The organism is Promicromonospora sp. NPDC060204, assembly GCF_042728455.1.
In the GTDB taxonomy this organism is placed as follows: Bacteria; Actinomycetota; Actinomycetes; order Actinomycetales; family Cellulomonadaceae; genus Promicromonospora.
This window is the reverse complement of the sequence record NZ_JBHWZO010000050.1, coordinates 17905-29230: the sequence shown is the minus strand read 5'-3', so window position 1 is coordinate 29230 and position 11326 is coordinate 17905. Positions and strand designations below refer to the sequence as shown.

Genomic DNA, 11326 nt, shown 5'->3' with positions numbered 1-11326 from the left:
TACGCGCCTTCGCCCCCCCCTCCGGCCCCCCGGGTCACCTGTGGGTCCCCCACGTTTCTGCTACTCCGCGGCGTCCACCGTGATGCGGACCTCGCCGGGGTTCAGCCGGGTCTCGGCCTCGCTCCAGGCGGCCTCGTCGCGCAGCCACACCTGGTCGTCCACGTGCACCTCGACCGCCTGCGTGGCCTGGGCCGTCGCGACGGCCCACTGGGCGGTCGCCCAGCCGCCGCGCACCGGGTCGTCGGGCGTCAGCGGCGTCGCGTCCACCGTCACGGTCGCCGACGCCGGGTCCTGCCGGTTGGGGTCCGCCGCACCGGTCGCGGGCGCGAGCCCCAGGTCCCGGCCCAGGCGGCCCGCCACGACGTCACGGGCGGCCGCGGGGGCGATCTGGTCGCCGTCGGCCACCGGGGCGAGCTCGCAGGACAGGGCGGCGGGGGAGTTGCCCGTGAGGGCCGAGGCCCAGGCGCGCGACCGCGTCTCGTGCTGGGCGTACGCGTCGGGGTAGGCGGAGCGCTGCACGGTCTGCGCGGCGTCCGTCACCTCCATGTCCTCGTACCCCTCGACCTCGATCAGCACGTCGTAGAAGGCGTTGGTGGAGTAGGCCGGGTCGAGGATCTCGTCGACGGTGCCCCAGCCCTGGGACGGCCGCTGCTGGAACAGCCCCACGGAGTCGCGGTCGCCGTAGTCGATGTTGATGAGCTTGGACTCCTGCAGCGCAGTGGCCAGGCCGATCGTGGCCGCCCGGGCGGGCAGGCCGCGGGCCACCGCGGTGCCGGCCACGAGCGCCGCGTTGTCCGCCTGGTCGGGCGAGAGGTACCAGTTCGCGTCCTCCAGCACCGCCGTGCAGCGCTCGGTCACGGGACCGGACCCCGCGAGGCGGTTCAGCCCCACGACGACGCCCACCGTCGCGACCACGCACACGGTGCCGACCGCCACCACGTACTTCAGGGCGCGCCCGACCGACCGCGGCGGCGTGGGGCCGTCAGCGGGTGGCGGGACCGACGAACCGGTCTCAGCCAGGAGGGCCATGCGAGCTCCCTGTCGTCCGGGGCGGTATCAGGAGGGCCACGAATTGTAATCCGCCTGGTCAGGGATGGTGCAAACGGGGACGGATGCCTCAGTTGGCGTGCAGCACCTCGTTGAGCTCGATGCCGACGCCGGTGCGGTCGAGCACCTCGACGGTGCCCGTGGTGGAGTTGCGCCGGAACAGCAGGTTGCTGCGGCCCGCGAGGTCGCGCGCCTTGACGGGTGCCGTGCCGTCGCCGTACGGGTCGGCCGCCGCGCCGAGCACCGTCACCTTGGTGCCCGCCGTGAGGTACAGGCCGGCCTCGACCACGCAGTCGTCGCCGAGGGGGATGCCGAGGCCCGCGTTGGCGCCCAGCAGGCAGCGCTCGCCGAGCGACACGACCTGCTTGCCGCCGCCGGACAGGGTGCCCATGATCGACGCGCCGCCGCCGACGTCGGACCCGTCGCCGACCGTGACGCCCGCCGAGATGCGGCCCTCGACCATGGACGTGCCGAGCGTGCCCGCGTTGAAGTTGACGAAGCCCTCGTGCATCACGGTGGTGCCCGGCGCGAGGTACGCGCCCAGGCGGACGCGGTCGGCGTCGGCGATGCGGACGCCCGACGGGACGAGGTAGTCGACCATGCGGGGGAACTTGTCGACGCCGAACACGGTGACGTGGCCACGGGCCCGCAGGCGCAGGCGGGTCTCCTCGAAGCCGTCGACGGCGCACGGGCCGGCGCTGGTCCAGACGACGTTGGTCAGGGCCCCGAAGATGCCGTCCATGTTGAGGCCGTGCGGGCGGACCAGGCGGGCGGACAGCAGGTGGAGCCGCAGGTACGCGTCGGAGACGCCCTTGGGCGGGTCGGCGAGGTCGATCTGCGTGGTCACGACCTCCAGCCGGACCCGTCGCACGTCGTCGGAGCCGGCGGCCGCGGCGAGCGACTCGGGCGGCGTGGCGCCGGCGGGCGCGTCGCCGAGGGCGGGCGCCGGGTACCAGGTGTCGAGGGTGGTGCCGTCGTCGGCGATCGTGGCAAGGCCGAAGCCCCATGCGGTCGTCATGCCTCCAGCCTAACGGCCACGCGGAGCCCATAGGCTTGCCCTGTGGACACCGCGATCGACCCTGCCCTGCTCGACCCGTCCGGTGAGGGGGCCGACCTGGTCGCCCTCACCCGGATCCTCTGCGACATCCCGTCCGTCAGCGGCGACGAGAAGGCCCTCGCCGACGCGATCGAGGCGGTCCTGCGCGGCTGCCCGCACCTGGAGGTGCTGCGCGACGGCGACGCCCTGGTGGCCCGGACGCACCTCGGCCGCGACCGGCGGGTGGTCGTGGCCGGGCACATCGACACCGTGCCGATCGCGGACAACCTGCCGACCCGGCTGGTCGGGCAGGACGGCGCAGGCGCCGACGGCGGGCCGGACGCCGTCCTCTGGGGCCGCGGCACCGTCGACATGCTGGGCGGCGTCGCCGTGGCCCTCGCGCTGGCGGCCGAGCTGGGGGCACCCGGCACCGCGCCCGCCCACGACCTGACGTGGATCTTCTACGACCACGAGGAGGTGGACTCCGCGCTGAACGGCCTGGGCCGGCTGGCGCGCAACCACCCCGAGCTCCTGCGGGGCGACTTCGCGATCCTGGGGGAGCCCTCCAACGCCGGGATCGAGGGCGGCTGCAACGGCACGATGCGGGTCGAGGTGCGCACGCACGGCGTCGCCGCGCACTCGGCGCGGGCCTGGACGGGCGAGAACGCGATCCACGCGGTCGCGCCGGTGCTGACCCGGCTGGCGGCCTACGAGCCGCGCGAGGTCGAGGTGGACGGTCTGGTCTATCGCGAGGGCCTCAACGCCGTGCGGATCGAGGGCGGCATCGCGGGCAACGTGATCCCGGACGCGTGCACGGTGGAGGTGAACTACAGATTCGCCCCCTCGCGCTCCGTCGCCGAGGCGGAGGCCCACCTGCGGGAGGTCTTCGACGGTTTCGAGGTCCTCGTGACGGACGCCGCGGGCGGCGCCCGTCCGGGCCTCGACGACCCGCTGGCGGCGCAGTTCGTGAAGTCGGTGCTGGCCACGACGGGTGGCGCCCCGGCGCCCAAGTACGGGTGGACCGACGTCGCCCGGTTCTCGGAGCTGGGGGTGCCCGCGGTGAACTTCGGGCCCGGCGACCCGCTGCTCGCGCACAAGGACGACGAGCACCTGCCGGTCGCGCAGCTCGCGCAGTGCCGCGACGCGCTGCGAGCCTGGCTCCTGGACGACTAGTTTGGTCGCATGAGCGACGACGGCATTCCACAGTCCGGCCGCGGCTACCGCCGTGGTCCGGTGCTCCTGCGCGGGAACCAGATCCCGCGCACCACGACGGACCAGCGCCTCCTGGCCTCCGACCAGGACACCGACTGGCTGCACTCCGACCCGTGGCGGGTGCTGCGCATCCAGAGCGAGTTCGTCGAGGGTTTCGGCGCGCTGGCCGAGCTCGGCCAGGCCGTCTCGGTGTTCGGCTCGGCGCGCACCAAGCCGGGTCACCCGGACTACGCCGCCGGCGAGACCGTGGGCCGGCTGCTGGTCGAGGCCGGCTACGCCGTCATCACGGGTGGCGGGCCCGGCATCATGGAGGCCGCGAACAAGGGCGCCGCCGAGGCGGGCGGCACCTCCGTGGGCCTCGGTATCGAGCTGCCCTTCGAGCAGGGTGTGAACGAGTACGTCAATCTCGGAATCAACTTCCGCTACTTCTTCGCGCGAAAGACGATGTTCCTGAAGTACGCACAGGGATTCATCGTCATGCCGGGCGGTTTCGGCACCTTCGACGAGCTCTTCGAGGCCGTCACCCTGGTGCAGACGCACAAGGTCACCCAGTTCCCGATCGTCCTGGTGGGAAAGGCGTACTGGGGCGGGCTCCTGGAGTGGGTCCGGACGACGGCGCTGGAGCACGGTGTCATCAGCGCCGCCGACCTCGACATCATCCACCTGACCGACGACCCGGCGGACGCGGTGCGGCACGTGGTCGACCGGGCCCACCAGATCGCGGCGGAGCAGGCGGCCCTGCAGGCGGCCGTGGCCGCCGAGCGGGCGACGGAGGAGGCCGCGGGCACGAGGCAGGGGCAGCTGAACTCCCTGGGCACCGCGTAGGTGGACCGCGCGGAGGCTCACGGGACGGCGGTTCCGCCGCCGTCCGAGCGGCTGGTGCTGCGCGGGCGTGAGGTGGGGCGGTCGGGCCGCGCGGTGCGCCCCGTGGTGATGGCGGTGCTCAACCGCACCACCGACTCGTTCTACGCGCCCGCCCGGGTGCCCGACGACGCCGCGGCGCTGGCCGCGGCGGAGCGCGCCTGGGCCGACGGCGCCGAGATCCTCGACGTCGGCGGCGTGCGGGCGGGCAACGGCGCGCCCGTCGACGAGGCCGAGGAGATCCGCCGCGTCGTGCCGTTCGTGGCCGCCGTGCGCCGTGCCGTGCCCGACCTGCTGGTCTCGGTCGACACGTGGCGAGCGGGGGTGGCCCGCGCCGCGATCGACGCCGGCGCGGACCTGATCAACGACACGTGGGCCGGGCACGACCCCGCCCTCGTGGAGGTGGCGGGCGCCGCCGGCGTCGGCGTGGTCTGCTCGCACACGGGCGGCGCCGTGCCGCGCACCGACCCGTACCGGGTGGAGTACCCGGGCCCCGACGGCCTGGTGGCCGATGTCGTGGCGACCCTGCGGGCCGCCGCGGAGCGGGCCGTGGCGTGCGGCGTGCCGCGCGAGTCCGTCCTCGTGGACCCGACCCACGACTTCGGCAAGAACACGTGGCAGTCCCTGCAGCTCCTGCGGCGCACCGAGGCGCTCGCCGGGCTCGGTTTCCCCTTGCTGATGGCGCTCTCCCGCAAGGACTTCGTGGGGGAGACGCTCGACCTGCCGCCCGAGGAGCGGCTGGAGGGCACGCTGGCCGCGACGGCGGTGGCGGCGTGGCTCGGTGCGCGGGTCTTCCGGGCCCACGACGTGGCCGTGACGCGGCGGGTGCTCGACCTCGTGGCGGCCCTGCGCGACGAGGCACCGCCGGCCGCCGCCCTGAGGGGTCTTGCCTGAGCCCACGCACGATTCGACGCCCTTCCCAGCACCCGCCGGTGTGAACGACCGGCGAATGGGCGAGTGGAAAGTAAGGGGCGTCATTTGAACTAGAATGGGTCTGTGCCCTCGGCGTTCGCCGGAGACATGAATGCTGCTACACACCGGACAACGGAATGGGAGAGCCACACATGGCTGCGATGAAGCCGCGAACGGGTGACGGACCGCTCGAGGTCACCAAGGAGGGGCGCGGCATTGTCATGCGTGTGCCGCTCGAGGGCGGCGGTCGGCTCGTCGTCGAGCTCAACGCGACCGAGGCCAGCGAGCTCGGAGACGCTCTCCAGACCGTCGTCGGCTGACCCGGCCGACCCGGTCTCCAGTCTTTCGGCGGCCGTCCGTCGCGAGAACCGGCCTCTCGGCAGGTCAGCGGCGGACGGCCAGCAGCAGCCCGTCCCCGCTCGGCAGCATGGCGGGCAGCACCCGCTCGTCGTTCCGCAGCGTCCGGCCCACCTCGCGCACCACGGTGGTGAGCTCGTCGCGACGTGCGGGGTCCGCCACCCGGTCCCGCAGCAGTGCGCTGTCGACGGCGAGCACGCCGCCCGGGCGCAGCAGCCGCAGGGCCTCGTCCACGTACTCGGGGTACGCGAGCGGGTCGCTCGCCACGAGCACCAGGTCGTAGGCGCCGTCCGCCAGCCGGGGCAGCACGTCCCCGGGCCGCCCGGGGATGATCCGGGTGCGGTGCGGGGCCACGCCGTCCTCCACGAACGCCGCCCGTGCGGCGCGCTGGTGCTCCACCTCGCGGTCGATGGTGGTGAGCTGGCCGTCCTGCGGCATACCCCGCAGCAGCCAGAGCGCGGCCACCCCGGCCCCCGTGCCGACCTCGACGACGGCGTGCGCGTTGGTGGCGGCCGCGAGCACCCGCAGCACCGCCCCGACCCCGGGCAGCACGGCGGTGCAGCCCAGCTCCGAGGCGCGTTCGCGGGCGCGCAGCAGCACCTCGTCCTCGGGGACGAAGGCCTCGCTGTAGACCCAGGCCGCGACCCTGCCGTGGCCTGACGGCTCCGCTGTGCTGATGGCTTCCTCCGCTGAACCGGGCAGTTGTGTACATCACGTGCGGCGTCAGGGTACAGCCCGTGGGAACGCCTGGGCTTTGACGTACGTTGAGAGGACGATGACTTCTGTGAGCACTCGCCCAGCAGCAGACGCGGCCGCGCCGGTACCCTCCGGGGCCGGCGCGGCAGACCTGCCCTGGCAGCCGCCTACCTGGGAAGAGATCGTGCGCGAGCACTCCGCGCGCGTCTACCGGCTCGCCTACCGTCTGACCGGCAACAAGCAGGACGCCGAGGACCTGACGCAGGAGACCTTCATCCGGGTGTTCCGTTCGCTGTCCAGCTACACGCCGGGCACGTTCGAGGGCTGGCTGCACCGCATCACCACCAACCTGTTCCTGGACCAGGCGCGCCGCAAGAAGCGCATCCGCATGGAGGCGATGGGTGACGACGACGGCCACGTCGCCGACACCGGCGACTTCGGCCGGCCGGAGCGCGGGTACGAGCACGCCAACCTCGACCAGGACGTCCAGCGCGCGCTCGACGCGCTGCGGCCGGAGTACCGTGCGGCCGTCGTGCTGTGCGACATCGAGGGCCTGAGCTACGAGGAGATCGCCGTGACCCTGGGCGTCAAGCTCGGCACCGTGCGCTCCCGGATCCACCGCGCCCGCGCCCAGCTCCGCGACGCGCTGGAGCACCTGGCGCCGACGCGCGGGGGCGTGCGATGAGCCACCTCGGTGACCTGGTCAGCGCTCTGGCTGACGGGCAGCTCTCGCCCGCGGAGACGGAGCGCGCGCTCTCCCACGTGACGATGTGCCGCCTGTGCGCCCGCGAGCTCGACACGGCGCGCGCCGCCCGGCGGGCGCTCTCGTCGGCCGCCGACGTGGTGCCCGACCCGGCCCTCACCGCCCGCCTGATGGCGCTCCAGGCCAGCATCCCGTCCGCGGACGAGGACCCGCTGCGCCGGCCGTTCCTGGGCCCGGACCCGCTGGCCGCGCCGGTGTGGCAGGCCTCGGGGTTCGGCGACTTCGACGGCCGGATCGACCGCCCGGCCCGGCGCCGCAGGACCGCCCGGATCACCGCGCTCGGCGTCGGCGGAGCCGGCGTCCTGGGCCTGGCACTCTTCACGCTCGGCGACATGCCCGTGGTGTCCCCGCAGCTCTCCGCGCAGACCAGCATGACGATGCTCGGCCGGACGGGGCCCGACGCCGCCGCCGCCGGCCAGGACGTGCTCGCGGAGCTCGACGTGGACCCCGCCCAGCTCACGCCTGCCGCGCTCGACTGGGCCGCGGACAACGGCTGGGTGGCGCCCGCCGACCTGCCCGACGGCTACACGGTCTCGGCCATGCGCCTGGTGGGCGACCAGGGCCAGACGCTGGAGATCGACCTCACCGGGCCCTCGGGCCACGCCGTGGTGCGCGAGCGTGCCGGGCAGCTCGCCCAGGGCGGTACGACGGTCGGCGGCGTCCAGGTGCTGGCCACGGAGCCCGCCCACGTGGCGTGGCAGTCCGACGACATGGTGGTCGACGTCGTCGCCGACGCGCCGGAGGAGGTACTGACCGAGCTCGTGGCGTCGTTCGGTGAGCATGGCTACGATGCCGGGGTCCTGCCCCGCATCGCCCGCGGGTGGCACACCGTGACAGGAGCCATCGAAAGCCCATGACCGACGAGAACCCGTTCGCGCCTCCCACACCGCGCGCAGCAGTGCCCCCCGCGAACGAGCCGACGCCGGCCGCGGGGCGCACGCCCGAACCCGCGCCCACGGGGACGCCGGCAGAGCAGCCGGCCGCCGAGCGCCCGACGGAGCAGGTCCCGGCCCCGCAGGCCCCCGCGCCCGTCCCGGCCCCGCCGGCCCAGGCCCAGCCGACCCAGGCCCAGCCGACCCAGCAGCTCCCGACGACGGGTTACCTGACCACGATCCCAGCGCCGTCGGCCGCCGACCAGGACGCGCACGCGCCGCACGCGGGGACCGACCCGCACGGAACGGCACCCCATGGCACGGAGCCCCACGGCACCACCCCGTACGGCACCGCGCAGCCGCCCCGGTCGCGCCGGAGCCGGCTCGGCGCGGGCGCGGTGTCCGCCGTCGTGCTGCTGGGCCTGCTCGCCGGCGCCGGCGGCGGCGTCGGCGCCTACGCGCTGCTGGACGCCCGCGGGACGGCGCGCCCGGCCGACGCCGCGCTGCCCCAGCCCGCCGCGGGCACCACCCACGTGGACCGCCCGGAGGGCTCGGTGGCCGCGATCGCCGCCGCCGCGCTGCCGAGCGTGGTCTCGATCGAGGTGCGCGCCCAGCAGGGCGTGGCCACCGGGTCGGGCATGATCCTGAAGTCCGAGGGCTACATCCTCACGAACAACCACGTGGTCGCCGAGGCGGCCTCGGGGGCCGACGTGACGGTCACCTTCTCGGACGGCCACGAGCAGCCCGCCAAGCTGGTGGGGGCCACCCCGGACTACGACCTCGCCGTCATCAAGGTCGAGGAGACGGGGCTGGAGCCGCTCGTGCTGGGCGACTCCGACGACGTCGTGGTCGGCGACTCGGTGCTCGCCGTCGGCTCGCCGCTCGGCCTGGAGGCCACGGTGACCACCGGCATCGTCAGCGCGCTGCACCGCCCCGTCAAGGCAGGCGAGTCCGCGGAGGCGGCGTTCATCGACGCCATCCAGACGGACGCCGCGATCAACCCCGGCAACTCCGGCGGCCCGCTCGTCAACTCGGCGGGCGAGGTGATCGGCATCAACTCGGCCATCGCGCAGGGACCGGGCACCACCACGGCCACCGGCAACATCGGCCTCGGCTTCGCCATCCCGTCCAACCAGGCGCGGCACACGGCCGAGCAGCTCATCGAGACGGGCACCGCGACGTTCCCGATCATCGGCGTGCTGCTGGACCCCAGCTACCAGGGCGAGGGCGTCCAGGTGTCGCAGGAGGCCCAGCAGGGCACGCCCGCGGTGACGCCGGACGGCCCCGCCGACCAGGCGGGCATCAAGCCCGGCGACGTGATCCTCGCGGTCGACGGCCGGCCCGTGTCGGTCGCCGACGAGCTCATCGTCGCGATCCGCGCCAAGGCGCCCGGCGACCCGGTGACGCTCCAGGTGCGCTCCGGGAACGACGAGCGCGAGGTCCGCGTGGTGCTCGAAGAGCGGTCGAGCGGCCAGTGAACGGGATTCATCGGGCGTTCTCCGGGCCGTCCCGCGACGCGAGTAGGCTCTGACCGTGTTCGGTATCAACGGCTGGGAGTTCGTGATCATCCTGGTGGTCGCGATGCTCGTGATCGGCCCGGAGCGTCTGCCCACCTACGCGGAGCAGCTCGGCGCCCTCGTGCGCCGAGGTCGCGACCTGCTCCAGAACGCCAAGGCCCGCGTCGACGACGAGCTCGGGCCGGAGTTCAGCGACGTCGACTGGTCCAAGCTCGACCCGCGCCAGTACGACCCGCGCAGGATCGTGCGGGACGCGCTGATGGACGACAGCCCGTCCGAGTACTCCCGGTCCGCCGCCGCGCGGGCCGCGGACGGGGTGGCGGCCCGCAACGGCATGTCAGCGACGTCGGCCGGACCGGCCGCGGAACCCGGGAAGGCGCCGTACGACGACGAAGCGACCTGAGGATTCGGTGAGGACGCACAGACCTGCCAGAATGTTGGGCATGTCGTCCCACACCCCGACCGCGCCGGACACCGCTGCCGTGGCCGATCTCCCCACCCGGAAGCGCATCTTCTCCGGGATGCAGCCGACCGACGGCTCGCTCCACCTGGGGAACTACATCGGTGCCCTGTCCCAGTGGATCGCGCTGCAGGACTCCTACGACGCGCTCTACTGCGTCGTCGACCTGCACGCACTGACGGTCAGCCCCGACCCGGCGTTGCTGCGCGAGCGCACCCGGCGCACCGCGGCGCAGTACCTGGCCGGCGGCATCGACCCGGAGCGGTCCATCCTCTTCGTGCAGTCGCACGTGGCGGCGCACGCCGAGCTGGCGTGGCTGCTGAGCTGCCAGACCGGGTTCGGCGAGGCCGGCCGGATGACGCAGTTCAAGGACAAGTCCGCGAAGCAGGGCAGCGAGGGCACCACGGTCGGGCTCTTCACCTACCCCGTGCTGATGGCGGCCGACATCCTCCTGTACGACGCCGGTCTGGTCCCCGTGGGCGAGGACCAGCGCCAGCACCTGGAGCTCACGCGCGACCTCGCGGAGCGGCTGAACACCCGCTTCGGCGCGGGTACCGCCGTCGTGCCGGACGCGCACATCGTCAAGGCCGTGGCGAAGATCCAGGACCTGCAGGACCCCAGCGCCAAGATGAGCAAGTCCAGCACGGGCGGCAAGGGCGTCGTCTGGCTGCTGGAGGACCCCAAGAAGGCGGTCAAGGCCATCAAGTCGGCCGTGACCGACGCCGACGAGTCCTACGGCGTGCGCTTCGACCCGGCCGAGAAGCCGGGCATCTCGAACCTGCTGACGATCTTCTCGGCCGTGACCGGCCGCGACATCGACGCGATCGCCAAGGAGTACGACGGCCGCGGCTACGGCTACCTCAAGGTGGACCTGGCCGACGCCGTCGTCGCGTTCCTCGAGCCGTTCCAGGCCCGGGCCGAGACGTACCTCGCGGACCCCGCGCAGCTCGACAAGGTGCTGGCCGACGGCGCCGACCGGGCCCGCGCGATCGCCCGCCCGGTGCTGGACCGGATGTACGAACGGTTCGGGCTGCTGCCCGCGCGAGGCGAACGGTGAACCTCCCCGAGCGCGGACCGGGCCAGGTCCGCATCGGGATCGCGATCGAGATCCCGGAGCCCTACGCCGCGCAGCTCAGCGCGGCGCGGGTGGCTGCCGACGACCCGCTCGCGAACTTCATCCCCCCGCACATCACGCTGCTGGGACCCACCCTGCTCGACGCCGGGCGGCTCGCCGAGGCGCGGGAGCACCTGGCCGCCGTGGCTGCCGCCGCGGCGCCGTTCACCGTGCGGCTGCGCGGCACGGCCACCTTCCGGCCCATCTCGCCGGTGGTGTTCGTGTCGCTGGCGCAGGGCATCTCCGAGTGCGAGCGGCTCGAGGCGAGCGTGCGCACGGGGATCCTGGACGGCGAGCTGCGGTTCAACTACCACCCGCACGTCACCATCGCGCACGAGGTGCCGGACGCCGACCTCGACAAGGCGTTCGAGGCGATGGCGGACTACTCCGCGGACTTCGACGTCGACCGGTTCTACCAGTACGAGCACGGTGACGACGGAATCTGGCGACCACAGGCGGCGTTCCCCCTCGGCGTCTAG

General features: G+C 73.8%; 13 protein-coding genes. 10 read left to right on the top strand and 3 right to left on the bottom strand.

What is annotated here, in order from left to right; all coding sequences use genetic code 11:
- Positions 1 to 60 precede the first annotated feature (60 nt).
- A complete protein-coding gene (locus tag ACFWEJ_RS09085; RefSeq protein WP_377228876.1) occupies positions 61 to 1029 on the bottom strand; it encodes a hypothetical protein in 969 nt (322 codons plus the stop codon).
- Between the two features lie 88 nt (positions 1030 to 1117).
- Positions 1118 to 2065: a 2,3,4,5-tetrahydropyridine-2,6-dicarboxylate N-succinyltransferase gene (dapD, locus tag ACFWEJ_RS09080; protein WP_377228875.1), complete on the bottom strand. Its 948-nt coding sequence runs from the start codon at positions 2063 to 2065 to the stop codon at positions 1118 to 1120.
- Positions 2066 to 2107: 42 nt separating this feature from the next.
- Between dapD and dapE the strand changes: the two genes are divergently transcribed.
- The 4 genes from dapE to ACFWEJ_RS09060 all read left to right on the top strand — a co-directional run bounded on the left by dapE (position 2108) and on the right by ACFWEJ_RS09060 (position 5388).
- Positions 2108 to 3256 (top strand): succinyl-diaminopimelate desuccinylase, encoded by a 1149-nt coding sequence (dapE, locus tag ACFWEJ_RS09075; RefSeq protein WP_377228874.1) that lies wholly within the window; start codon positions 2108 to 2110, stop codon positions 3254 to 3256.
- 9 nt (positions 3257 to 3265) lie between these two features.
- The gene (locus ACFWEJ_RS09070; protein WP_377228873.1) at positions 3266 to 4120 is read left to right on the top strand and encodes a TIGR00730 family Rossman fold protein; all 855 of its coding nucleotides are present in this window, start codon (positions 3266 to 3268) and stop codon (positions 4118 to 4120) included.
- Complete coding sequence (gene folP / locus ACFWEJ_RS09065) at positions 4121 to 5050, top strand: dihydropteroate synthase (RefSeq protein ID WP_377228872.1); 930 nt, start codon at positions 4121 to 4123, stop codon at positions 5048 to 5050. It abuts the gene before it with no gap.
- 170 nt (positions 5051 to 5220) lie between these two features.
- Entirely contained in the window at positions 5221 to 5388 is a 168-nt protein-coding gene (locus ACFWEJ_RS09060) for a DUF3117 domain-containing protein (protein ID WP_084467633.1), read from the top strand.
- 64 nt (positions 5389 to 5452) lie between these two features.
- Here ACFWEJ_RS09060 and ACFWEJ_RS09055 read toward each other — a convergent pair whose 3' ends face one another.
- Positions 5453 to 6025, bottom strand: a complete 573-nt coding sequence (locus tag ACFWEJ_RS09055) for an O-methyltransferase (RefSeq protein ID WP_350224564.1) — start codon at positions 6023 to 6025, stop codon at positions 5453 to 5455.
- A gap of 184 nt (positions 6026 to 6209) precedes the next feature.
- On the opposite strand from ACFWEJ_RS09055, the gene sigE reads away from it, so the two are divergent.
- Genes sigE through ACFWEJ_RS09025 form a run of 6 tightly spaced genes read left to right on the top strand, consistent with a single transcriptional unit; the run spans position 6210 to position 11326 of the window.
- The gene (sigE, locus tag ACFWEJ_RS09050) at positions 6210 to 6806 is read left to right on the top strand and encodes an RNA polymerase sigma factor SigE (protein ID WP_377228871.1); all 597 of its coding nucleotides are present in this window, start codon (positions 6210 to 6212) and stop codon (positions 6804 to 6806) included.
- Complete coding sequence (locus ACFWEJ_RS09045) at positions 6803 to 7741, top strand: zf-HC2 domain-containing protein (RefSeq protein WP_377228870.1); 939 nt, start codon at positions 6803 to 6805, stop codon at positions 7739 to 7741. Before sigE ends, ACFWEJ_RS09045 begins: the two co-directional genes overlap by 4 nt.
- Positions 7738 to 9234, top strand: coding sequence for a trypsin-like peptidase domain-containing protein (locus ACFWEJ_RS09040; RefSeq protein WP_377228869.1), 1497 nt, complete (start codon positions 7738 to 7740; stop codon positions 9232 to 9234). The genes ACFWEJ_RS09045 and ACFWEJ_RS09040 overlap by 4 nt, the downstream gene beginning before the upstream one ends.
- 55 nt (positions 9235 to 9289) lie before the next feature.
- The gene (locus ACFWEJ_RS09035) at positions 9290 to 9676 is read left to right on the top strand and encodes a twin-arginine translocase TatA/TatE family subunit (RefSeq protein WP_377228868.1); all 387 of its coding nucleotides are present in this window, start codon (positions 9290 to 9292) and stop codon (positions 9674 to 9676) included.
- 40 nt (positions 9677 to 9716) lie between these two features.
- Positions 9717 to 10790: a tryptophan--tRNA ligase gene (gene trpS, locus ACFWEJ_RS09030; RefSeq protein ID WP_377228867.1), complete on the top strand. Its 1074-nt coding sequence runs from the start codon at positions 9717 to 9719 to the stop codon at positions 10788 to 10790.
- On the top strand, positions 10787 to 11326 hold the full coding sequence (locus ACFWEJ_RS09025) for a 2'-5' RNA ligase family protein (RefSeq protein WP_377228866.1): 540 nt from the start codon (positions 10787 to 10789) through the stop codon (positions 11324 to 11326). Before trpS ends, ACFWEJ_RS09025 begins: the two co-directional genes overlap by 4 nt.

Excerpts from the sequence above, each read along its gene's own strand:
- ACFWEJ_RS09085 (WP_377228876.1), bottom strand. The coding sequence starts at position 1,029 with ATGGCCCTCCTGGCTGAGACCGGTTCGTCGGTCCCGCCACCCGCTGAC.
- dapD (WP_377228875.1), bottom strand. The coding sequence starts at position 2,065 with ATGACGACCGCATGGGGCTTCGGCCTTGCCACGATCGCCGACGACGGC.
- ACFWEJ_RS09070 (WP_377228873.1), top strand. The coding sequence starts at position 3,266 with ATGAGCGACGACGGCATTCCACAGTCCGGCCGCGGCTACCGCCGTGGT.
- ACFWEJ_RS09060 (WP_084467633.1), top strand. The coding sequence starts at position 5,221 with ATGGCTGCGATGAAGCCGCGAACGGGTGACGGACCGCTCGAGGTCACC.
- ACFWEJ_RS09045 (WP_377228870.1), top strand. The coding sequence starts at position 6,803 with ATGAGCCACCTCGGTGACCTGGTCAGCGCTCTGGCTGACGGGCAGCTC.
- ACFWEJ_RS09040 (WP_377228869.1), top strand. The coding sequence starts at position 7,738 with ATGACCGACGAGAACCCGTTCGCGCCTCCCACACCGCGCGCAGCAGTG.
- trpS (WP_377228867.1), top strand. The coding sequence starts at position 9,717 with ATGTCGTCCCACACCCCGACCGCGCCGGACACCGCTGCCGTGGCCGAT.